The sequence below is a fragment of the Acidovorax sp. M14 genome (genome assembly GCF_049331375.1).
Classification (GTDB): domain Bacteria; phylum Pseudomonadota; class Gammaproteobacteria; order Burkholderiales; family Burkholderiaceae_C; genus Acidovorax.
In genome coordinates, this window is sequence record NZ_CP186263.1 from 4250077 (window position 1) to 4273245 (window position 23169).

General features: G+C 66.0%; 18 protein-coding genes. 5 read left to right on the forward strand and 13 right to left on the reverse strand.

The genetic code is table 11. The annotated features are described in order from the left end of the window. Window position 1: 1 nt before the first annotated feature. Window positions 2-961: an ABC transporter permease gene (locus ACOYR4_RS19835; protein ID WP_422847799.1), complete on the reverse strand. Its 960-nt coding sequence runs from the start codon at window positions 959-961 to the stop codon at window positions 2-4. Window positions 962-1128: 167 nt separating this feature from the next. Next, window positions 1129-2142: a sugar ABC transporter substrate-binding protein gene (locus ACOYR4_RS19840; protein WP_422847800.1), complete on the reverse strand. Its 1014-nt coding sequence runs from the start codon at window positions 2140-2142 to the stop codon at window positions 1129-1131. 136 nt (window positions 2143-2278) lie between these two features. Between ACOYR4_RS19840 and ACOYR4_RS19845 the strand changes: the two genes are divergently transcribed. Next, complete coding sequence (locus ACOYR4_RS19845; RefSeq protein ID WP_422847801.1) at window positions 2279-3337, forward strand: PfkB family carbohydrate kinase; 1059 nt, start codon at window positions 2279-2281, stop codon at window positions 3335-3337. Between the two features lie 3 nt (window positions 3338-3340). Here ACOYR4_RS19845 and ACOYR4_RS19850 read toward each other — a convergent pair whose 3' ends face one another. From ACOYR4_RS19850 to ACOYR4_RS19860, 3 genes are all read right to left on the reverse strand, one after another. Beyond that, window positions 3341-4837, reverse strand: coding sequence for an NYN domain-containing protein (locus ACOYR4_RS19850; protein WP_422847802.1), 1497 nt, complete (start codon window positions 4835-4837; stop codon window positions 3341-3343). Window positions 4838-4909: 72 nt separating this feature from the next. Continuing rightward, window positions 4910-5872, reverse strand: coding sequence for a Bug family tripartite tricarboxylate transporter substrate binding protein (locus ACOYR4_RS19855; RefSeq protein WP_422847803.1), 963 nt, complete (start codon window positions 5870-5872; stop codon window positions 4910-4912). A 139-nt stretch (window positions 5873-6011) separates the two neighbouring features. Beyond that, window positions 6012-6443: an Lrp/AsnC family transcriptional regulator gene (locus ACOYR4_RS19860; RefSeq protein WP_015015737.1), complete on the reverse strand. Its 432-nt coding sequence runs from the start codon at window positions 6441-6443 to the stop codon at window positions 6012-6014. Between the two features lie 242 nt (window positions 6444-6685). Here ACOYR4_RS19860 and ACOYR4_RS19865 point away from each other — a divergent pair, with 242 nt between their 5' ends. Then, on the forward strand, window positions 6686-7933 hold the full coding sequence (locus ACOYR4_RS19865; protein WP_422847186.1) for an ISL3 family transposase: 1248 nt from the start codon (window positions 6686-6688) through the stop codon (window positions 7931-7933). A gap of 115 nt (window positions 7934-8048) precedes the next feature. On the opposite strand, the gene ACOYR4_RS19870 is transcribed toward ACOYR4_RS19865, so the two are convergent. The 3 genes from ACOYR4_RS19870 to uvrA all read right to left on the reverse strand — a co-directional run bounded on the left by ACOYR4_RS19870 (window position 8049) and on the right by uvrA (window position 15185). Further along, a complete protein-coding gene (locus tag ACOYR4_RS19870; protein ID WP_295939927.1) occupies window positions 8049-8399 on the reverse strand; it encodes a hypothetical protein in 351 nt (116 codons plus the stop codon). Window positions 8400-8639: 240 nt separating this feature from the next. Beyond that, window positions 8640-9146, reverse strand: a complete 507-nt coding sequence (locus tag ACOYR4_RS19875; RefSeq protein WP_295939928.1) for a hypothetical protein — start codon at window positions 9144-9146, stop codon at window positions 8640-8642. A 165-nt stretch (window positions 9147-9311) separates the two neighbouring features. Beyond that, window positions 9312-15185, reverse strand: a complete 5874-nt coding sequence (uvrA, locus tag ACOYR4_RS19880) for an excinuclease ABC subunit UvrA (RefSeq protein WP_422847804.1) — start codon at window positions 15183-15185, stop codon at window positions 9312-9314. A 210-nt stretch (window positions 15186-15395) separates the two neighbouring features. On the opposite strand from uvrA, the gene ACOYR4_RS19885 reads away from it, so the two are divergent. Continuing rightward, window positions 15396-16514 (forward strand): ABC transporter substrate-binding protein, encoded by a 1119-nt coding sequence (locus ACOYR4_RS19885; protein ID WP_110960327.1) that lies wholly within the window; start codon window positions 15396-15398, stop codon window positions 16512-16514. Between the two features lie 90 nt (window positions 16515-16604). Beyond that, window positions 16605-17723 (forward strand): ABC transporter substrate-binding protein, encoded by a 1119-nt coding sequence (locus ACOYR4_RS19890; RefSeq protein ID WP_422847805.1) that lies wholly within the window; start codon window positions 16605-16607, stop codon window positions 17721-17723. An 89-nt stretch (window positions 17724-17812) separates the two neighbouring features. Here the strand turns inward: ACOYR4_RS19890 and ACOYR4_RS19895 are convergent, their stop codons facing one another. From ACOYR4_RS19895 to ACOYR4_RS19915, 5 genes are all read right to left on the reverse strand, one after another. Next, window positions 17813-18016, reverse strand: coding sequence for a hypothetical protein (locus ACOYR4_RS19895; protein WP_015015743.1), 204 nt, complete (start codon window positions 18014-18016; stop codon window positions 17813-17815). A 306-nt stretch (window positions 18017-18322) separates the two neighbouring features. Continuing rightward, window positions 18323-19984 (reverse strand): MFS transporter, encoded by a 1662-nt coding sequence (locus tag ACOYR4_RS19900; RefSeq protein WP_015015744.1) that lies wholly within the window; start codon window positions 19982-19984, stop codon window positions 18323-18325. 173 nt (window positions 19985-20157) lie between these two features. Next, window positions 20158-20811, reverse strand: a complete 654-nt coding sequence (locus ACOYR4_RS19905) for a 2-hydroxychromene-2-carboxylate isomerase (protein ID WP_422847806.1) — start codon at window positions 20809-20811, stop codon at window positions 20158-20160. Further along, a complete protein-coding gene (locus ACOYR4_RS19910) occupies window positions 20808-21074 on the reverse strand; it encodes a DUF1289 domain-containing protein (protein WP_209817915.1) in 267 nt (88 codons plus the stop codon). The genes ACOYR4_RS19905 and ACOYR4_RS19910 overlap by 4 nt, the downstream gene beginning before the upstream one ends. Further along, on the reverse strand, window positions 21071-21604 hold the full coding sequence (locus ACOYR4_RS19915; protein ID WP_110960405.1) for a YbaK/EbsC family protein: 534 nt from the start codon (window positions 21602-21604) through the stop codon (window positions 21071-21073). The genes ACOYR4_RS19910 and ACOYR4_RS19915 overlap by 4 nt, the downstream gene beginning before the upstream one ends. A 213-nt stretch (window positions 21605-21817) precedes the next feature. Between ACOYR4_RS19915 and ACOYR4_RS19920 the strand changes: the two genes are divergently transcribed. Then, a complete protein-coding gene (locus tag ACOYR4_RS19920; protein ID WP_422847807.1) occupies window positions 21818-23161 on the forward strand; it encodes an efflux RND transporter periplasmic adaptor subunit in 1344 nt (447 codons plus the stop codon). Window positions 23162-23169: the final 8 nt, after the last annotated feature.

The window sequence follows — 23169 nt, forward strand, 5'->3', positions numbered from 1 at the left end:
ATCAATGCACTCCTTTGCGCGAGAGTTGGTCGGTGGCCACGGCCAGGATCACGAGGATGCCGGTGACCAGGATCTGGTAGACCGACGACACGCCCATCAGCGTGAGCCCGTTGCGGAACACACCCACAATCAGCGCCCCCACCAGCGTGCCCAGGATGACGCCGCGTCCGCCAAACAGGCTGGTGCCGCCCAGAACTACGGCGCTGATGGCGTCGAGGTTTTCGGTCTGCCCCGCGTTGGGGTCGCCCGCGCCGGTGCGGGCCACCGACAGCACCGACGCAATGCCGTAGAACAGGCCGGCCAGCACATACACGCCCAGCAGCACCTTGTCGGTGGCAATACCGGTGAGGCGCGTGGCCTCGGGGCTGTTGCCCACGGCGTATACATGGCGGCCGGGCGCGGTCTCGCGCAGCGCAAACCAGGTGACGAGGTACAGCACCAGCATCAGCACCGCGCCCCAAACAATGGCGGTCTGCCCCAGCTGAAAGGTGTTGCCCAGCGCTGTCATGCCCGCAGGGATGTCGGTGATGGTCTGCGCACCCGAGTACAGCTGCGTGGCGGCAAACGCGATGTTGAGCGTGCCCAGCGTGACGATGAAGGGCGGCAGCTTGATCTTGGTGACCAAGAGGCCGTTGACCAAACCAAACAGCATGGTCACCGCCATGCCGCAGGCAATTGCCACGGGGGCCGAGAGGCCGTAGTCCGCCGCCATCTTGGTCATCACGATGCCGCCCAGCGCCATCACCATACCACACGACAGATCAATGCCCGCCGTGAGGATGACCAGCGTCTGGCCGATGGCAATGACTGCCACCACCATGACCTGCTGCAGGATGAGCGCGAAGTTCTGCGCTGACAGAAAACGCTCGCTCTGCGTGGCAAAAAAGGCGCACGCCAGGATCAGCGCGATGAACGGCCCCAGCGTGGCCAGCGGCGGTAGTTTGGAAGCGGTCGAGGACATGGCGGCTCCGTGCGGGTGGACAAAGGTGGCGCTCAGAAAAAGCAGTTGTCGGTTGGGAGCCGATCGCAAAACTCAGCGAAGCGGTTCTGGCTAGGCGCTGCGTCGCAGGCAGTACGGTAGTACGACAAGACGCAGCAACGACGCCAGAAGAGTTTTGAGAACGGCTCTTACTTGGCGCCCCAGCACAGGTCGGTGCCAGTTTTCACATCCTTGCTGTCCACGCCCGCCATGGGCTTGGCAGCGATCAGCGTCACGCCCGTGTCGGTGTAGCCGCTGACCTTCTTGCCGGTCTTGGCGTACTCCACGCCGGCTGCCACGCCCATGGCCGCCATGCGCAGTGGGTATTGCTGGCTGGTGGCGGCGATCACGCCCTTGCCCACGTCGGCCACGCCGGCGCAGCCACCGTCCACTGAGACGATGAGCACGTTCTTCTCTTTGCCCGCCGCCTTGAGCGCGTTGTAGGCACCGGCCGCAGCGGGTTCATTGATGGTGTAGACGATGTTGATGTCGGGGTTCTTCTGCAGGCAGTTTTCCATGCCGGTCTGGCCCTTGGCGCGGTCGCCAAAGCTGTCGGCCATGCACACCACCTCGGCGGGGCGCGAGAGCTCGTTGCTCTTGGCATCGTTGGCCTGCAGGCCGAAGCCCTTCAGAAAGCCGTTGTGCCGCTGCGCGCCCACCGGGTGGCCGGGGAACAGGTCCAGCGTGGCGATCACGGGCTTTTTGCCTGCGGTGGCGGCCTTGGCGTACTGGCCGATCAGCTCGCCCGCCTTGTAGTTGTCGGTGGCGAACAGCGCGTCCGTCGCATCCATGGGCTCGGTGGGGCTGTCGAGTGCGATCACCATCACGCCGCGTGCCTGCGCCTTCTTGATGGCGGGCACGATGGCCTTGGCGTCGCTGGGGGTGATGAGGATGGTCTTGGCACCGGCGGCGATCAGGTTCTCCATGGCCGTGACCTGGCCCGCGTTGTCGCCGTCGGTCTTGCCTGCGGCCGACACCAGCTTGGCGCCCAGCTTCTTGGCCTCGGCCGTAGCGCCCTCTTTCATCTTCACGAAGAAGGGGTTGGTCTCGGTCTTGGTGATGAGGCCGATGACGGGCTCGGACGTTTGCGCCTGGGCCAGGCCACAGGCCAGGGCGCCGGTGAGGGCAAGGGCAGAAAGCGCGAAGGCGGGGATGCGTTGCATGGCGTTGTCTCCAGGTGTTGGGATGGCAGATTCCTGTCGGCCCCGTGCTGCGCGGCTGGCAGGTGAACCACTCTTGTCGGGTGGATGGGATCGAACTATAGTGGTCGACAAGTTAATAAATCAAGTGGATTTACTTATGGTTTTCCCTATCCAGTCCGCCAGCTCTGCCCCCGCCCACACCCCACGGCCGCTGCGCGTGGCCACGGCGGGTGAGGCCCTGTTTGACCTGATCGAAGAGCCGGACGGCCGCCTGAAACCCTGCGCGGGCGGCGCGGTCTACAACCTCACGCGCGCGCTGGGCCTGCAGGGCGTGGGCACGCTGTACCTCAACCCGCTGTCGGGCGACATGCAGGGGCGGCAACTGGCGCGTGGCCTGCACGATGCGGGCGTGGCCCTGGCCTCCCCCACGCCGGTGCGCGCGCCCAGCGCGCTGGCGCTGGCCGCGCTGGATGCCGAGGGCAAGGCCAGCTACAGCTTCTACCGCGACGGCGTGGCCGACCGCCAGGTGACGGCAGCGGCACTGACGGCCGCCTGCGCCGCGTTGCCTGAGCTGCAGGTGGTGGCCACGGGCTGCCTGGCGCTGGTGGCACAGGACGCTGCCGTTTACCAACCCTGGCTGGCAGCGCAGCGCGCAGCAGGCCGCATGGTGGTGGTGGATGCCAACCTGCGCCTGTCGGCCGTGGACGACGCCGACGCCTACCGCGCCAATGTGATGGCCGCCCTGCAGCACGCCCACCTCATCAAGGTGAGCGACGACGACCTGGAAGCGCTGGCGGTGCCGGGCGCCAACGCATTGGAACGTGCCCACTATTTGCAGCAGCAAACACAGGCGCAATGGCTTGCCCTGACCCTGGGGCCAGAAGGTGCCTGGCTGCTGCAGCGTGATGGGCTGGCCGTGCATGCGCGCGAAGAAGTACCGATCACGGTGGTGGACACCGTGGGTGCGGGTGACTGTTTTCTGGCGGGGCTGATCACCGCCTTGTTGGCCGGACCCGAACGTGGCCAAGAAGCACTGGCCCTGCGCGCGAGGGGCCTTGCTGCGCCTATCACGGAGGCCCGCTTGCGCACCGTGCTGCACCACGCGCTGGCGAGTGCCAGCCATTGCGTAGAGCGGGCGGGCTGCACGCCCCCCCGTTACGAAGAAGTGCGCGAAAGGCTGGCACTGCGGCGCTCTGCGACTGCCGCAGGCCGGTAGCCTTTACTCGGCGGGCTTGGCGGCCGGTTTGCGGGCCCGGCTGCGGGGACGGGCAGCAGGGGCCTTGGCGGAGGTGGTGCCTTCTGCCTCTGCAGGAGAGTCCTCGGGCGCAGCGGCCGTGGCATCGGCGGCTTCACCCTCAGCACGCGCACCGCGTGCACGGGGCGTGGCGGCCTTGCGTGGGCTGGCGGCAGGCTTTGCGCTGTCTCCACTGCGCGCACGGCTGCGGCGAGGGGTAGCCGCTTCGGAGCGGTCGGCCTCGGTCGACGCACTGACCTCCGGGGTTTCCGCGCTCTCTTCTGCTTCGGAGCGCAGCGCTTGTGGCGCGGTGGTATCGATCACCGGCTCCGGCGGCACCGCCTCAAGAGCCACGGGCTGGCTGAAATAGCGGCTGGCTGGGCGCTCAGCGGGAGCATCGGCCTGCTCGGCCTCAAAGTGTTCGTTGCGCTGCGCGGGGCGATTGTCTCCACGGTCTGCGCGGTCTGCACCCTCACCACGACGCCCCCGGCTGCGGCCCTGTGCGCCCTGCCCTTCGCTGTTGTCAGAACGCAAATCGGGTGCCGTCGCCACCGCATGGAAATCGTGCCGTGTCGCTCCGCCTTGGCTGGTGCGCTCATTGCCACGCTCTCCGGTGCCTTCAGGCCGCGCAGATGCGGCTGGGGCGCTCGGCCCACCATGGCTGCGGTACACATACGCGCCTGATTTTTCATCGCGCCCAAACTCCAGCAGCCCACGCGCCTGGGCGTCTTCCAGCAGGTTGCCAAAGGTGCGGAAGCCATAGCGCCCTTCGCTGAAATCCGGCTTGCGGCGCTTGATCGCCTCCTTGAGTACCGAGGCCCAGATCTTGCCCGTGTCGCCCCGCTCCAGCAGCAGGGCCTCAAAAGTTTCTGCGGCCAGCTCCACGCCCTGGGTGCGGCGCGCGTCCTGGCTTTCCTTGCGGCTGCGCTCTTCTTCGGGGCTGCGGCGGGGCGCAGGTGGCGGGTTGCTGCCAGGGCTCTGGCGGCGGGCCTGGGCACGCTGGTTTTCGCGCACCAGGTCGTCGTAGAAGATGAACTCGTCGCAGTTGGCAATCAGCAGGTCGGACGTGGACTGCTTCACGCCCACGCCGATCACCTGCTTGTTGTTCTCACGCAGCTTGGACACGAGCGGCGAAAAGTCCGAGTCACCGCTGATGATGACGAAGGTGTTGACGTGCGACTTGGTGTAGCAAAGGTCCAGCGCGTCCACCACCAGGCGGATGTCGGCCGAGTTTTTGCCCGATTGGCGCACGTGCGGGATTTCGATCAGCTCGAAATTCGCCTCGTGCATGGTGGCCTTGAAGCCCTTGTAGCGCTCCCAGTCGCAATAGGCCTTCTTGACCACGATGGAGCCCTTGAGCAGCAGGCGCTCCAGGATGGGCTTGATGTCGAACTTTTCGTACTGCGCATCGCGCACGCCCAGGGCGACGTTTTCAAAGTCGCAGAACAGGGCCATGCTGATGCTGTCGGAGGGGGATGCCATATCGTGTGTGAGTTCCGTTCAATGCTGCGGATCATCACACGGAACGCATTGCCCCCTCCGAAGGGCGTGGCCTCAGGTGGGTTTGGCCAAGCCCAGTTTCTCGACCAGCGCCTTCTCGCGGGTGAAGGTGTCCTGCGCAAACTTCTTGTACGCCGACGTGCTCATGTACATCGGCACCATGTCGTAGCGGGCGAGGGCCGTCTTGTAGCTGTCCTGCTCCATGGCCTGCTTGAAGGCGTCGTGCAGGCGCTTAACCACTGTATCAGGCGTGCCCTTGGGCGCGCCGATGCCAAAGGGCGAGTTCTGCACCAGGTTCAGGCCCAGCTCCTTGAGTGTGGGCGCATCGGGGAACTTGGCCAGGCGCTCGGCGCCCCAGGTATTGAGCACGCGCAGCTTGCCGGCCTCGACCTGCGGCGCAAAGCCGGTGGAGTCGGCTGCTGCCATGATCTGCCCGCCGAGGATGGACTGCATGAGATCCGCGCTGCCCTTGTAGGGCACGTGCAGCAGCTCGATGCCCAGCTGCTGCGCGATGAGTTCCATGGTCAGGTGCGGGCTGGTCATGGTGCCGGTGGAGCCGTAGCTCAGCTTGCCCGGGTTGGCCTTGGCCCAGGCCACGAAGTGGGTCCAGGTCTTGAGTGGCGAGTCGGCGGGCACCACCAGGCCAAACGCGTAGCCGGTGACGTTGAGCACATAGCTGATGTCCTTGACCGGGTCCCAGTTGATCTTGGTGGTGTAGGGCAGGCGGAACACGCCCAGCGGAATCTGCGCCACCGTGTAGCCGTCGGCTGGAGACGTTTGCAACTGCTGCGCAGGCAGGGTGCCGCCCGCGCCGGGCTTGTTCTCCACGATCACGGGCTGGCCCAGGATCTTGCTGGCGTTGTCGGCCAGCGACCGCATGGTGATGTCGGTGGGGCCACCGGCAGGGAAGGCGATGATCAGCTTGATGGGCTTGTTGGGAAAGCTCTGGGCCTGTGCCAGGAATGCGGGGGCGGCCAGGCTGGCGGCTCCCCATTGGATGATCTGGCGACGTTGCATGGCGGGCTCCTGAAAAGCAAAAACAAGGACGTCGCCATTGGACTGCCGGCCGCGCGACGAGGGTATGCGGAAACCCCCTAGCCGATGTCGCCAAGGCGCCAGCGCACAGCCCTTGCGCTGGTACACCGCTGGGGCTGCATCACGCCTTGTAGGTGGACAGCAGGATGCTGGTTTCAGTGTTGGCAATGCCGGGCGTGAGGCGGATGCGGCCAAGCGCGGCGTCAAACGCCTCCAGGCTCTCGGCGCGCACCTCGGCCACGATGTCCCAGCGGCCGTTGGTGGTGTGCAGTGTGCCCACGGTGGGCTCGCCACGCAGCGCGCGGATCACGGCGGGGGCGGCGTTGCCCTCCACCGCAATGCTCATCCAGGCGCGGATGCGCTGGGGTTCCGAATCGGGCCGCAGGCGCACGGTGTAGCCGGTGATGACGCCGCTCTCTTCCATTTTGTGCAGGCGGTTTTGCACCGTACCGCGCGACACGCGCAGCTTTTGCGCCAGCGTGGCGACCGGGGTGCGGGCGTCGGCGCGCAGGATGCTGATGATTTCGCGGTCGGTGTCGTCGAGCTTGGTCATGGTGGGCGGGGCAACTGGCAGATCGGCAATTTTCTGCGCATTCTGGTGGCTTGGGTGCCAGGTCCCCCATGCCCGTGAAGCACGCCGTCGTGCCCTGCCAAGCTTTGCACCCAGCGGCGTGCGACCGGTCTGCGCCAGCGCATCACAGGCCCATTGGGCATAAAAATGGCTCTCTTCCATTTCGGGTGGAACACTACAGTTCAAATAAATCCATTGACACCCCCTGAACAGGAGCCCTCCCGATGCAAGAAGCGTTGTTCTGCCAAGCGTTGGGGCTGGCCGCGCCCTGGGCTGTGGAGCGTGTTGCACTGGACGTCGAGCGCAGCCGCATCGACCTGTACGTGGTCTGGCAATCCGGCAGTGCAGCCTGTCCCGTTTGCGCCGCAGCTGACCAGAGACTGCATGACCACCGCCAGCGTAGCTGGCGGCATCTGGATTTCTTTCAGTTTGAAGCCTACGTGCACTGCGCTCTGCCTCGGGTGTCGTGCAGCGCCTGCGGCTCTACGAGCCAGCTGAGTGTTCCCTGGGCGCGAGAGGGCAGCCGCTTCACGCTCATGTTCGAGGCGCTGGCTCTGACGCTGGCCCGTGAGATGCCGGTGGCCGCGTGTGCGCGCATCCTGCGCTGCGCGGACAACGCCTTGTGGCGCCAGATCGATGCCCATGTTGGCTTGGCGCGCGCCAAGGAGAGCTACGCGGGTGTGGCGGTCATTGGTATCGATGAGACCAGTTGCGCCAAAGGCCATAGCTATATCACCCTGGTGCACGATCTAGAGCGAGCGCGACTGATCTACGCCACATCCGGCAAGGATGCCAGCACGGTTCAGAGATTTACCGAGGACTTCAAGAGCCACCAAGGCAAGGCCGAAGCCATCCAAGTGGTGTGCATGGACATGTCCAAGGCCTTCATCGCAGGAGCTGGCCAGCACTTGCCCCAAGCGGCCATTGCCTTTGATGGATTCCATGTGGTGCAACTGGCCAACCGGGCCGTGGACGCAGTGCGGCGGGATGAGGCCCGGGGCGAGCGCTGGCTCAAGAAGACGCGTTGGTGCTGGCTCAAGGACAAAGCCAAGTGGACGGACAAAGAGCAGGCAAAGATGGATTGGCTGCCCCGCACCCGATTGAAGACCGCCAGGGCGTGGCGGATGAAGGAGGCGCTGCGGGACATCTACCGCAGTGCGCTCGCTCAGACTCAGGCTGCACAAAGCGAGCTGGCAATCAAAAAGTGGCTGCGATGGGCACAGCGCAGCCGCTTGCGGCCCTTCACTGATCTGGCCAAGACCATCCAGCAGCACTGGGCGGGAATACTCCAGGCGTTTGATGCCTCTCACCTGCACACCGGCTATGTGGAGGCGGTGAACTCACTGCTGCAAGCAGCCAAGGCCAAGGCGCGTGGTTATGGCACCACCGATCACTTCATCGCCATGGCGTTCCTGATCGCGGGAAAGCTCACTCACCTGCCGGGCTGTCCTTTGCAAAAAGCAAGGGCCTGACCATGGCTCTGGTGGGGAATGTGGCTTTCCACCCGAAATGGAAGAGAGCCATAAAAATGTCTGGTAGCGCTAGTACATAGCGCCCTAACAGCTATCAAATCAGGAGTGCATCCTGTCATTGCCCCGGCGGCAACACCTGCGCGTCCAGCCGCGCATCGCAGCCAATGCCCGACGCAATCCAACGCCGGGCCAGCGCCGACATCGCACGCACCGCCCACGGGTGCGTCATGCCCGTCACCGCCGCCGGGTCGGCCACCATGCCGCACCAGTAGCGCTGGTCGGCATTGCTCCAGCGCAGGGCCGCACAGGCGCCCCGGCGACGGCGCGACACCAACACGCCCAGAGGGCAGGGCTCGGCCAGGCAGCACAGACCGCAGCCGTTGCAGGGCGCGCCTTCGGCCGGCTTGGGCGGTGCTTCAGGGTGCAGCCACACCACGGTGGGTGAGCCAGGGGGTTGTGTGGACATCAGTTGCGAATGGCGTAGAGCGCAACGGCAACACCGCACACGCTTTGGCCCATTGTGCCGCCAGCTTCAATGTCCCGGCCCCGCGATGACGCCCGTCCAGCTCGGCGGGCCCCTCACCCCATGCCCCAAAAAAAGGCCCCCGCTGCGAGGGCAGCAGGGGCTGAACCGGCCGAAGGACCGGGGAGGGAGACAAGCAATGAGATCGAATGAGATCGGTAGAACGCGCGGTGCGCGCTGGGCTTAGCAGCCCGCAGGGCGGTTGGGGCGCATCGGCACGATGCCGCTCACGCGCAGCGTGGCGCCCGAGCCGTCGGAAGCCGTCAGCGTCTTGCCGGTGAAGCGCACCTGGTCGCTCTCGCGCACCACAGCGGTGTCGGTGGGTTCGCCGCTGCCGTATTCCTTGCCGTCAAAGGTCAGGAACACTTGGTGCAGGCTGGTGGCATCCGGGCGGTAACGGATGTCGCCGAACGCGGTGGCGGACGAGCCCACCTTGTTGGCACCGTCAAAGCGGAAGGTGCACAGCTCGGGCACCGAGCCGATGGGGTTCTTCTTGTCCACATCGGTGAGGTTGAGCGCGCCGTTGCCGTAGACGCCGTTCAGGCCATCAACGGTGGCGTTGCTCACCGTGAGCACGCCGGGTTCGTTGCTGGGGGATGGATCGTCGTCATTGCCGCCACCGCAGGCCACCAGCAGCACAGAGGTGGCCGCAAGCGCGGTACAGGTCTTGAGGAAATGGAGCGTTTTCATGGCGGTGTGTCCTGGGATGTGGATGGAAGGTGGGGAACCGATCCCCTGCAGCCCATCGTAGGAAAACCAACCCAGGCGCCACGTGCGCCATGTTCCGCGCTGTACGTAGGACAGAGGCCGACAGGGATGTGCGCCCCTGGTCCTCTGCCCTCCGCCCTCGGCGCCTCAGCGCGCCAGCACCGGCGCCAGCGCCTTGCCCGTGTGCGTGCCTGCCGCCACCACCTCTTCGGGCGTAGCGGCCGCCACGATGCGGCCACCGGCGTTGCCGCCCTCCGGTCCCAGGTCCAGGATCCAGTCGGCCTCGGCGATCACATCCAGGTCGTGCTCGATCACGATCACGCTGTGACCGCCATCGACCAGGCGGTGCAGCACGCGGATGAGCTTGTCCACATCAGCCATGTGCAGGCCCACGGTGGGTTCGTCCAGCACATACAGCGTGTGCGGCGCCTTCTGGCCCCGGCGGCCGACCTCGTCGCGCACCTTGGTCAGCTCGGTCACCAGCTTGATGCGCTGCGCCTCGCCACCGGACAGCGTGGGCGACGGCTGGCCCAGCGTGAGGTAGCCCAGGCCCACGTCCTTCAAGAGCTGCAGCGGGTGCGCAATGCTGGGCATGGTGGCGAAGAAATCCACCGCCTCGTCCACCTCCATCTGCAGCACGTCGCCAATGCTCTTGCCGCGCCAGGTCACGGCCAGCGTTTCGGGGTTGAAGCGCGCGCCGTGGCAGGTTTCGCAAGGCACCTTCACGTCGGGCAAAAAGCTCATCTCGATGGTGCGCACGCCCGCGCCTTCGCAGCTGGGGCAGCGGCCTTCGCCGGTGTTGAAGCTGAAGCGCCCGGCCGCGTAGCCACGGGCCTTGGCCTCCAGCGTTTCGGCAAACAGCTTGCGGATGGTGTCCCAGAAGCCGATATAGGTGGCGGGGCAGCTGCGCGGTGTTTTGCCGATGGGCGTCTGGTCCACTTCGAGCACACGGTCGATGCTCTCAAAGCCGGACAGACCCGTGCAACCGACCAGTGGCGGCGCCTTGCCAGCGTCCATGGCATCACGCCCGGCCTTGGTACTGCGCTGCTGCACCCAGGCCTGCACGTTGGCCAGCAGCACATCGCGCGCCAACGTGGACTTGCCCGAGCCGCTCACGCCCGTCACCGCCACCAGGCGGTGCAGCGGCACGGTGGCGGTCACGTTCTGCAGGTTGTGCAGCTGCGCGCCGTGCACCGTGAGCCAGCGCATGGCAGCGCGTTCCTTGGCCTCGGTGAGTGCGTCGGCCGCCAGGGCTGCGGCCTGGGCGGCGCGCTTCTTCACGGCGGCGCTTTGGCGGCCGGTGGGCGCTGCGGCTTCAGCCTGCGCAAACGCGGCCGTGGCCTCGGCGCTCACTTCGCCTGCCACCATGCTGCGGCGCAGTTGCAGCGGGTGCTTCATCGCGTGCAGCAGGTAGCGGCCGGTTTGTGAATCTTCTGCGGCCGTGAGATCGCTCACCGAACCCTGTGCCACCAGGCGCCCGCCGCGCTTGCCGGCGCTCGGGCCAATGTCGATGATGTGGTCGGCGCGGCGGATGGTGTCTTCGTCGTGTTCCACCACCACCAGCGTGTTGCCCTTGTCGCCCAGCTTGTGCAGGGCATTGAGCAGAATCTGGTTGTCGCGCGCGTGCAGGCCGATGGTGGGTTCGTCCAGCACGTAGCACACGCCCTGCAGGTTGCTGCCCAGTTGCGCAGCCAGGCGGATGCGCTGGGCCTCGCCACCGCTCAATGTGGGCGCGCCCCGGTCGAGCGTGAGGTAGCCCAGGCCGACTTCTTCGAGGAATTCAAGGCGGCTCTGGATCTCGGGCACCAGGTCGCGGGCGATGTCGGCCTCGCGGGCTGTCATGCCGCCCTCCACGCGCAGGGTCTCCACCCAGCGGCGGACGTCCGTGACGGACAGCGCGGCAATGTCGGTGATGCCCACGCCTGCAAACTGCACCGCTCGGGCCGTGGCGTTCAGACGGGTGCCGCTGCAGGTGGGGCAGGCCGTTTCAGCCAGATCTTCCACCTCGGGCTCGGCAAAGGTCTGCTCGCGGCCTTTCTCTTTGTCGTCCTGCACCGAGTCGTCAAACACCTTGCGCTGGTCTTTGGTGAGCTTGACGCCCGTGCCCACGCAGTCGGGGCACCAGCCGTGTTTGCTGTTGTAGGAGAAAAGGCGCGGGTCCAGCTCGGCATAGCTGGTGGCGCACACGGGGCAGGCGCGCTTGGTGGAAAAAGCCTGCAGCGTACCAATGCCCGCCGTGGGCTGACCGCCCTCCATAGCTTCGCGCAGGCCTGCAATGCCTGAGAGAACGTGCACCACGCCCTTGCCGTGCGTGAGTGCGTCGGCCAGCGCGGTGCGCAACTGCGCTTCGTTCTCGGGCGACACATCGAGGCTGGCCACAGGCAGCTCGATGGTGTGCTCCTTGAAGCGGTCGATGCGCGGGAATTTGGTGGTGGGCAAAAAGTTGCCGTCCACCCGCAGGTGCGTGTAGCCGCGCGGGCGGGCCCAGTCGGCGAGCTCGGTGTAGACGCCCTTGCGGTTCATCACCAGCGGCGCAAGCAGGCCGATGTGTTGGCCCCGGAACTGGGTGAGTAGCTGGGCGGCAATGCTCTCGGGCGTTTGCGGCTGCACGGCGGCGCCGTCTTTGGTGCAATGCTGCGTGCCGAGCTTGACGTACAGCAGGCGCAAGAAGTGCCACACCTCGGTGGTGGTGCCCACGGTGGACTTGCGCCCTCCGCGCGACAGGCGCTGCTCAATCGCCACAGTGGGCGGGATGCCGTAGACCGCATCCACCTCGGGCCGGCCAGCCGGTTGCACGATGCTGCGCGCATACGCGTTGAGCGATTCGAGGTAGCGCCGCTGGCCTTCATTGAACAGGATGTCGAACGCGAGCGTGGACTTGCCCGAGCCGCTCACGCCCGTGACCACATTGAACTTGCCGCGCGGGATGTCCACGCTCAGGTTCTTGAGGTTGTGTTCCTTGGCATTGACGATTTCTATGGCATTTTTGGCCTCCTGCGCTCGTCCCTCTTGCCCAAGAAGCTCCTTTTTTCGTAGCACCGCAGCTTTTTCGTGCACCGAGTGGCCGCCCACGCCCAGCGCCAGTTCGTAGTCGCGCAGCGCCTGCCCGGTGTGGGATGTGGCATGGGCCCGCACGTCTTCGGGCGTGCCTTCGGCCACGATGAGGCCGCCTGCATCGCCGCCTTCCGGGCCCAGGTCGATGAGCCAGTCGCTTGCGCGGATCACGTCCAGGTTGTGCTCGATGACGATGAGCGAGTGCCCCGCATCAATGAGCTTGCGCAGTGCGCGCATCAGCTTGGCAATGTCATCAAAGTGCAGGCCGGTGGTGGGCTCGTCGAACAGGAACAGCGTGCCTTTGCGCGCCACAGCCTGGCGGGATTTGGCAGCTGTCTTTGCCGCCTCGGCCAGGAAGCCTGCCAGCTTGAGGCGCTGCGCCTCACCGCCCGACAAGGTGGGCACGGGCTGGCCCAGCGCCACGTATTCGAGCCCCACGTCCACGATGGGCTGCAGCGCGCGGATCACGTCGCGGTCGTTGGCAAACACGGCGGCCGCCTCGGCCACGGTGAGCGCCAGCACATCAGCCACGTTCAGCGTCTTCCCGCCGCGCTCGATGGTGATCTCCAGAATCTCGGGGCGGTAGCGCTTGCCGTCGCAGTCCGGGCAGCGCAGATACACGTCCGACAGGAACTGCATCTCCACATGTTCGAAGCCCGAGCCGCCGCAGGTCGGGCAGCGCCCGTCGCCGCTGTTGAAGCTGAACTTGGCAGCGGTGTAGCTGCGTTGTTTGGACAGCGGCGCCACGGCGAAGAGCTCGCGGATGCTGTCCCACGCGCCCACATAGCTCACGGGGTTGGATCGGGCAGTTTTACCGATGGGAGACTGGTCCACGAACACCACGTCCGACAGATGGTCCGCACCCAGCATGCGGTCGTGCGCGCCGGGGCTGTCGGTGGCCTTGCCAAAGTGCCGCAGCAGCGCGGGGGCCAGTACATCCTGGATCAGGCTCGACTTGCCCGAGCCGCTCACGCCGGTCACGGTGACCAGGCGCTGCAGCGGAAATTCGACCGTCACATCCTTCAGGTTGTGCTCGCGTGCACCTTCAAGGATGAGGCGCGGGGTTGACTCCGTCACCATGCGCTTGAAGCCAAAGCCCACATGCTTGCGGCCGCCCAGGTAGGCGCCCGTCAGGGTGTCGGCCTTGCGCAAGTCGGCGGTGGTGCCGTCGAACACGATCTGCCCGCCCAGACGACCCGGGCCGGGGCCCATGTCGATCATGCGGTCGGCCGCGAGCATGACGGCAGGGTCGTGCTCGACCACCACCAGCGTGTTGCCCGCATCGCGCAGGCGGAGCATGGCCTCGGTGATGCGGTGCATGTCGCGCGGGTGCAGGCCGATGCTGGGCTCGTCCAGCACGAACAGCGTGTTGACCAGCGACGTGCCCAGCGCCGTGGTGAGGTTGATGCGCTGCACTTCGCCACCGCTCAGCGTGCGGCTTTGCCGGTCGAGTGTGAGGTAGCCAATGCCCACGTCGCACAGGTACTGCAGGCGGGTGGTGATCTCTTCGTGCAGCAGTTTCAGCGCTGGCGCGTCGCCGCCCTTGGCGTCGTCCCCCACCGGCAACTGCATGCGCGCAAAGAACTGGCGCAGGCGGTCAATGGGCAGCAGCATCAGGTCGTGCAGGCACAAGCCAGGCAAGGCCTCCAGTTGCTCACGGCTCCATTGCACGCCCTCGGGCAAGAAGCGTTTGGCGGGCTCCAGCACCGCGTCGGCGTCTTCCTTGCGGCCGATGCGCCAGAGCAGGCTTTCGGTCTTGAGGCGCGCCCCCGCGCAGGTGGGGCACGGCGTGTAGCTGCGGTACTTGGACAAGAGCACGCGGATGTGCATCTTGTAGGCTTTGCTCTCCAGGTATTCAAAGAAGCGCTTGATGCCGTACCACTGCTTGCTCCACTGGCCGTCCTTGTAGCCGGGGGCGCCGTTGATGACCCATTTCTTCTGGTCGTCGGTGAGCTTGTACCAGGGCGTGTCGCGCGGGATGCCTGCGGCTTCGGCATGGCGCATGAGGTCGTCTTGTGCCTCTTGCCACGCGGGGGTCTGGATCGTCTTGATGGCGCCCGCGCGCAGCGTGAGCTTGTCGTTGGGGATGACGAGGCCGTAGTCCACGCCGATCACGCGGCCAAAGCCCCGGCAGCTCTCGCACGCGCCCACGGCCGAGTTGAACGAGAACATCGAGGGGATGGGGTCGCTGTAGCGCAAGTCGCTGTCGGGGCAATGCAGGCCTGTCGAGAACCTCCACAGTTCCGGCTCTCCCTCATCCACCAGGCGGTACACATTCAGCCGCCCCGTGCCACGCTTGAGCGCCACCTCGATGGCCTCGATCACGCGCGCCTTCTCGGCATTGCCCAGGCGGAAGCGGTCGGCCACCACGTCCAGCACCTTGCGCGGGCCGGTGGGCGTGGCCACCTCGCGCTCAGCCTGCACCTTGGTGAAGCCGCTGGCGGACAGCCATTGCTCGACCTGTTCGGCGGAGGTGCCCCCCGGCAGTTCCACGGGGAAGGTCAGCACGATGCGCGGGTCGCCTGCCTCGGCACTGCGACGCTGCAGCTCCGCGTAAATGGTCTCTGGCGAGTCGTGCCGCACCGGCTGCGCGGTCTGCTTGTCAAAGAGCTGGCCCGCACGCGCGAACAACAGCTTGAGGTGGTCGTTCAGCTCCGTCATGGTGCCCACGGTGGAGCGGCTGGAGCGCACGGGGTTGGTCTGGTCGATGGCAATCGCGGGGGGCACGCCCTCGACCTTGTCCACGGCGGGCTTGTCCATGCGGTCCAGGAACTGGCGCGCGTAGGCACTGAAGGTCTCCACGTACCGGCGCTGGCCTTCGGCATACAGCGTGTCGAACACCAGGCTGGATTTGCCCGAACCGCTGGGGCCCGTCACCACCGTCAGTTCGCCGGTGCGGATGTCCAGGTCCAGGTTCTTGAGGTTGTGCTGGCGTGCGCCACGGATACGGATCTGTCCCTGGGTCATGGAGGCGGTCTTTCTGGGGTGAGGCGGGACATTCTAGGGACGCACTCCGGGTTTGCGCCTGCGCCCGCCGATTACCCCCGAGGCGCACTGCGGTGCTTTTGACCATGGACAAAGCACGCGCAATGGAGCAGCGGCTAGGGAAAAGCGGGTGTTCTGGCCGGGAACATCCGGCTAGACTGCGGCCTCCACACAAAACAAGAGGAGACCGCCATGACAAAACAATGGCAACTGCGGGCGGCGGGCTTGGTCCTGGCGCTGGCGGCCAGTGCAGCCAGCCACGCCCAGATCCTGATCGGCCAGACAGCAGGGTTCAGCGGCCAGGTCGCCGCCGGGGTGAAGGAGACCACCGATGGTGCACTGCTGTACATCGATGCCATCAATGCCAAGGGCGGCGTCAACGGCCAGAAGATCGAGCTGATCTCCCTGGACGACAAGTTCGACCCCAAGCTGGCAGCGGAAAACGCCCGTACGTTGATCGAGGACAAGAACGTCTTGGCCCTGTTCCTCAACCGGGGCACCCCGCACACTGAAGCCATCCTGCCCCTGCTGGACAAGCACGGCGTGGTGCTGGTGGCGCCGTCCACGGGTGCCATGGTGCTGCACCAGCCGGTGCGCAAATACATCTTCAACGTGCGGGCCACCTACCAGCGCGAGGCCGAAAAGGCGATCACCCACCTCGCTTCCATGGGCATCAGCCGCGTGGCGCTGGTGTATGCGGACGACAGCTTTGGGGCGGACGGCATCCAGGGCGCACAAAAGGGCTTGGCAGCCGCCAAGCTGACCGCCGTGGTGTCCGAAAAGTTCGACCGCGCCAAACCCGACTTCGCCCCCATTGCCGCCAAGGTAGCCAAGGCCGACGCGCAGGCGGTGTTGATGGTGGCTTCGGGCTCTGCGGTGGTGGACGCCACCACCGCGCTGCGCACGGCGGGCTCGGCCGCGCAGATCGTGACGCTGTCGAACAACGCCTCCAGCGGCTTCATCAAGAGTCTGGGCGCCAACGCACGGGGTGTCATCGTGACCCAGGTGTTCCCCAATGAGCGGGCCGTGACCTACCCGATGGTGAAGGAAGCCCAGGAGCTGGCCAAGACCAAGGGGCTCACCGAGATCAGCCCCGCTATGCTGGAGGGCTTTGCCGCCGCCAAGGTGCTGGTCGAAGGCCTCAAGCGCGCGGGCCCCAAGCCCACCCGCGACAAGATCCAGACCGCGCTGGAAAGCATCAAGAAACTGGACCTGGGCGGGCTGGAGGTGAACTTCAGCCCCGAAGACCACACCGGACTGGACTTTGCCGACCTGTCCATCATCGGCACGGACGGGCGCTTCCGCCGCTGAGCGCCTGGGCGCTAGGTCTACGCGTTTTTACAGTTGTCCCGCGCGGGAGCCTGCCTACACTCGGGCGCTCCACACGCAGGAGACAACCCCATGAAAAAAACTGGCCTGGCCGGTGCGCTCTGCGCCCTGGCTGCCGCCCTGGGCATCGGTTCCGCCCACGCACAGATCCTGATCGGCCAGACGGTGGGCATCACCGGCTCGGCCGCCGCCACGGTGGCCGAATCCATGCAGGGCGCCGCCCTCTACATCGACCACATCAACGCCAAGGGCGGCGTGGGCGGGCAGAAGGTGGAGGTGCTGTCGCTGGACGACAAGTTCGACCCCAAGCTGACCCTGGACAACACCCGCACGCTGATTGAACAAAAGGGCGTGATCGGCATGTTTATGACCCGGGGCACGCCCCACACGCAGGGCATCATCCCGGTGCTGGAGCAGCATGGCGTGCCGCTGGTGGGCCCGTCCACCGGAGCGATTGCGCTGCACCAGCCGGTGAGCAAATACGTGTTCAACGTGCGTGCGCCCTACCAGCGCGAGGTGACCAAGGCCATTTCGCACCTGCACACGCTGGGCATCCAGCGCATTGGCGTGGTGCATGTGGACGACACGTTTGGCGCGGACGGCCTGGCGGGCGCCCAGGCCGGCTTCAAGGCCAACAACATCGAGGCGCTGTTCATCGAGAAGTTTGACCGCGCCAAGCCCGACTACAGTGCCATCGCACCCCGCGTGGCCGGCAAGCAGCCCCAGGCGGTGATCTTCATCGGCACGGGCGCGGCGGTGGTCGATGGCATCAAGGCCCTGCGCGCTGCGGGCGTTGCCGGCCAGATCGTCACGCTGTCGAACAACGCGTCGGGCGGGTTTGTGAAGGCCCTGGGCGATCAGGCCCGGGGCGTGGTGGTGACGCAGGTGTTCCCGTCGGAGCGCTCGCTCAACTACCCCGTGGTCAAGGAGGCCATGGACCTGGCCAAGGCCAAGAACATCGGCGACCTGACACCCGCCATGCTGGAGGGTTTTGTGAGCGCCAAGGTACTCGTGGAAGGCCTCAAACGTGCAGGCGCCAAGCCCGACAGCGCCAAACTCCACATGGGGTTGGAAAGTATCAAGAAGTGGGATCTGGGCGGCATGGAGCTGAGCTACAGCCCTACCGACCACAGCGGGCTGGACTTCTCGGACCTGTCCATCATCGGCACGGACGGCCGCTTCAAGCGCTGACACGGCACACGCTCCCGAGCCTCAGGTCACCGCAAAAAAGGCCCTGCCAGCGGTTGCTGGCAGGGCCTTTGTCATGCCGGGCAACGTGCTTATTGCGCGCTGGCAGCCGAGGCAGGAGCCGCAGCGGGTGCAGGTGCGGCAGCAGGTGCCGCAGCGCTCGCAGGGGCCTCGGGCGCGTGCACCGCATCGGCACCGTGCTTTTCACCGCCCATGTCGGCCTTGTCGCCCGCCGTGATGATCACGTACATCGACAAAGCAGCAAACAAGACGAAGCCAACAACAATCTTCCACATATCAATATCTCCTGGGATGGGTTTGTTCAATCAAGGGGCCTGGCTCGGGATGCCGTGCACGATTCGTCGCGCCGTGTGCATCTGCGGGCTCGGGTGGCCTGCCGCGTTGCAAATACTCGCAATAGCTACGGCTATTGCTGCGTTTTGCGCCTTGCAGCCCATCCCGATCCGCAGCGCACACTTACCGCTCGAATCATGCACAGCATCCCCAGGGTTGTGGTTTGTACTGGTGCGCGGTACAAGCCCCTTGATGGAACACAGGGCCCGACCCTTGCGGGACGGGCCCTGTACACCGGTCAGTAACGATCAGTCGTTGGCGTAGATGTCAACGTCCTTGGTTTCCTTGATGAACAGGCCACCGATCACCACCGTAGCACCGGCAATGATGATGGGGTACCACAGGCCGTTGTACATGTTGCCGGTCTGGGCCACGATGGCAAACGCCGTGGTGGGCAGCAGGCCGCCGAACCAGCCGTTACCGATGTGGTACGGCAGGGACATGGACGTGTAACGGATGCGGGTGGGGAACATTTCGACCAGCATGGCGGCGATGGGGCCGTACACCATGGTCACCAGCAGCACCAGGTAGGTCAGGATGATGGTGACCATCACCTTGTCGATGCGGGCTGGGTCAGCCTTGGTGGGATAGCCAGCGGCCTTCAGGTCGTCGGCCACGAGCTTCTTGAACTCGGCGTCCTTCTTCTTGGCTTCGTCAGCGCTCAGGCCCTTGCTGGAGTACGAGGGGATCGCGGTTTCGCCAATCTTGATGGTCGCCACCGTGCCGGCGGGTGCCACAGCGTTTTCATAGCTCACCGAAGCACCAGCCAGCACCTGCTTGGCGATGTCGCACGAGCTGGTGAACTTGGTGGTCCCTGTGGGGTTGAACTGGAACGAGCACTCGGCAGGGTCGGCGGTGATCACCACCTTGTTCTTGGCCTGGGCTTCAGCCAGAGCGGGGTTGGCCGCCTTGGTGAGGGCACCGAACACGGGGAAGTACGTCAGCGCGGCCAGCAGGCAGCCTGCCAGGATGATGGGCTTGCGGCCGATCTTGTCGGACAGGGCACCGAACACGATGAAGAACGGCGTACCGATCAGCAGCGACACGGCCACAAAGATGTTGGCGGTGGCGCCATCGACCTTCAGTGCTTGCGTCAGGAAGAACAGCGCATAGAACTGGCCCGAGTACCACACCACGGCCTGACCGGCGGTCAGACCCACCAGTGCCAGGATCACGATCTTGAGGTTCTTCCACTCACCGAAGGATTCCTTCAGCGGAGCCTTGGAGGTCTTGCCTTCGGCCTTCATCTTCTGGAAGGCCGGCGATTCGTTCATCGACAAACGGATCCAGACGGAGATGGCCAGCAGCAGGATCGACACGATGAACGGAACACGCCAGCCCCAGTCGGCAAAGGCTTCTTCACCCAGCACGGTACGGGTGCCCAGGATCACCATCAGCGACAGGAACAGACCCAGCGTGGCAGTGGTCTGGATCCAGGCCGTGTAGGCGCCGCGCTTGCCGTGCGGAGCGTGCTCGGCCACATAGGTGGCAGCACCGCCGTATTCACCGCCCAGTGCCAGGCCTTGCAGCAGGCGCAAGGCAATCAGGATGACTGGAGCGGCCACACCGATGGACGCATAAGTCGGCAAGATGCCCACGATGAAGGTGGACAGGCCCATGATTAGGATGGTGACCAGGAACGTGTACTTGCGGCCAATCATGTCGCCCAGGCGGCCGAAGAAGATGGCGCCGAAGGGGCGAACAATGAAGCCCGCCGCAAACGCCAGCAGCGCGAAGATGAACGCCGAACCGGCATCCAGACCGCTGAAGAACTGCTTGGCGATGATGGCTGCGAGCGAGCCGTACAGGTAAAAGTCGTACCACTCGAAAACGGTGCCGAGCGACGAGGCGAAGATGACCTTCCTCTCTTCGGGCGACATCGGCCGCGGTGCGGGATGAACAGTTGCCATGGTGTGTGTCTCCTATTGGTGTTACAGACCGCACTGCGGCGGGCTGAGGCCATTGTTTTGTATGGCACTGACCACCCTCTGACACGAAACCAACACGAGCTTTCATCAAACTGACCGCTCTCTGACAACTTAGGGTGAAACCCGCAGCACCCCTTTCAGCATCCGGAAATTGCTCAGCGCTTGCCGGGTAAACCCGATGGGAGCTGGCTGACAGCATCCCAGGCCGGTCCGCCGAACCAGGCGTCGCCGTCGAGGTAGGCACGCAGCATGGGCAGGCCGTCGAGCCCCCAGAACAACTTGCCGTCCACCCCGAACGCGGGCACGCCAAACACACCGGCGGCCTGCGCGGCCTCGGTGTTGGCGCGCAGCAAGGCCTTGGGGCCGTCGCTGTTCACATCCTGCCCGGGGCGCACTTGCTCCGCCAGCGCCTCGGCCAGCGCGGCCAGCCGCGCGGGGTCGAGCGCGTCCCCACCGCCCTGCCACACGTGGCGCAGCACCGTGCCCGCCACGTAGCGGTTGATGCTGCCGTCGTCGCTGCAGGCCAGGGCCTGGCGCAGCAAGGGCAGCGGGTTGAACGGGTGGCGCGCCGGCATCTGCAGTGGCGTGCCCTGCGCATGGCCCAGCCAGGTCACGTGGCGGTAGGTCCAGTCGCGCTTGGGGGCAATGCCCGCAGGGCCGGGGTTGCCGTGCTGCTGCAGCAGGGCACCCAGCAGCACGGGCTGGTAGGTCACGCTGTAGGTCAGCCCTTCCAGCACTTCAGGCAAGCGCTCAAACGCGAGCCAGGCATAGGGCGAAATGAAGTCCAGGTAGAACGTGATGCGCTTCATGCTTCGGTCTCCGGCACGGGCCAGGCAATACCCGCACGTTGCAACAGCTGCGCCCAGATGGCGCGCCGTTGCGGGGCGTCGGCGCGCGACCAGGCACGGATTTCATCCAGCGTGCGAAAGCAGCCTTCACAGTGGCTGCGGTCGGGCGTCATGCGGCACACCGAGATGCAGGGCGAGGGCACCGGCTCGGTGCTTTGGGGGTCAAAATGGCCGGTAGCGCTAGCGTCTTTTGCCTTGGCAGCTAGCAAATCAATAGCATTCATGCGGCCACCTGGGGCGCGGGGGTGTCCGCCACAGGCGCTTGCACCACGTCCACCACGGGAGCGCCCGTCAGGCGCTGCAGGTCGCTGGGGTGCAGGGGGAACACGCCATGCGGGTGGCCCGCTGCGGCCCACACCACGTCAAAGCGCAGCAGGTCCTGGTCGATGAGTGTGACCGGCGGCGTGGCATGTGCCACGGGCGACACGCCGCCAATCGAAAAGCCGGTGCGCGACTTGACGAACTCGGCATCGGCGCGGCCGATCTTGCCGCCCACATGGGCTTCCACCTTTTTCTCGTCCACGCGACGGTCGCCCGATGTGACCACCAGCACCGCTGCATCGTCGCTCTTGCGCCGGAAGATGATGCTCTTGGCCACCTGCCCCACCAGGATGCCCAGCGCATCAGCGGCCTGCTGCGCAGTGCGCGCGGCATCGTCCAGCATCTGCGGCAGGTGCGGGTGGCCGAGCCGCTGCAGCTCGGCAGCCACACGCTGTACGCCCTCGGGTAGGTTTTTCAGTTCGGCTCCACACATGCGCATCGGTCTCCAGCGGGCCCCCATGGGGGCGTGATTCGGTCGGGTCTCCCTCCATTTTGCCGCGCGCCAGGGCCTGCCCGGCGCCCTGCCCCGCATGTCCCTGCACGGCGCTCCGGCACCCGGGCCAAATCAGGCCACTTTACAAACAGGAAATGTGCGCCCCCCACAATGCGCCGAACTTTCCACCCCCACGCCCCAAGCCCTACGCCCATGAACGATGCCGCGTTGTCCCTGCTGTGCCCGAGCCTGTCTGCGCCGTCCCCTGCCGATCCCGTGTCAGGCCGCGCCGCCCGCCCCGCCCTGGGGGCCTTGCCGTCCCGGGGAGCGTTGCTGGGGTTGCTGCTGATCGCAGGCATCCTGGCCGGCTGCAGCAAACCCAACGAGGCCCCTGCACCGGCCAAGGCCGCCCCCGAAGTGGGCGTGGTCACGCTCAAGCAGCAAAGCCAGCAGCTCGAAGCCGCGCTGCCGGGCCGTACCCGCGCCTCGCTCACGGCCGAGGTCCGGCCCCAGGTGTCGGGCATCCTGCAAAAGCGTCTGTTCACCGAAGGCGCGCTGGTGCGCCAGGGCCAGCCGCTGTACCAGATCGACGACGCCTCGCTGCGCGCCACCGAGGCCAGCGCGCAGGCCGCCCTGGCCAAGGCCGAGGCCACCGCGCGCACCCAGGAAGCCACGGCCAAGCGCAATGCGGAGCTGGTGAAGATCGACGCCATCAGCGAGCAGGCGTTTGAAGAAAGCCAGGCCGCCGCCGCCCAGTCGCGCTCCGACGTGGCCGTGGCCAAGGCCAACCTGGCCACGGCGCGCATCAACCTCAAGTACAGCCGCATCGAGGCACCGATCAGCGGCCGCATCAGCCTGTCCAACGTCACGCCGGGGGCGCTGGTCACGGCCAACCAGGCCGACGCACTCACCTCCATCGTCCAGCTCGACCCGATGTATGTGGACTTCACCCAGTCCACCACCGAGCTGATGCAGTTGCAGCGGGACTGGGACGCAGGCCGCTTCCAGAAGGTCGAGGGCGACAAGATCCCGGTGCGCATTCGCCTGGACGACGGCACCGAGTACGCACAGCGCGGCCAGCTGCAGTTTGCGGGCGTGATCGTGAACGCCACCACCGGCACTGTCACGCTGCGTGCCGTGGTGCCCAACCCCAAGGGCACGCTGATGCCCGGTATGTACGTACAGGCGCTGCTGCCCACCGGGCTCGCGCCAGAAGCCCTGCTGGTGCCCCAGCAGGCCGTGACCCGCGACCTCACCGGCAAGCCCAGCGTGCTGGTGGTCAAGGACGGTGATGTAGTGGAAAAGCGCCCGATCAGCATCGACCGTGCCGTGGGCAACCAGTGGCTACTTCAAGGCGGGCTGGCTGCAGGCGAGCGCGTGGTGGTCGAGGGTTTCCAACGCGTCAAACCCGGCGACAAGGTGCGCGCGGTAGAGGTGGACCCGAAGGCCCCCGCCAAGGGCCGCAAGGGCGCCCCTGGCGCTGACGCACCCGCCGCCGCAGGTGCCGCGCCCGCGTCGGCACCCGCGTCCAATCCCGCTCCGGCAGCCTCCCGCTGAGCACGAAG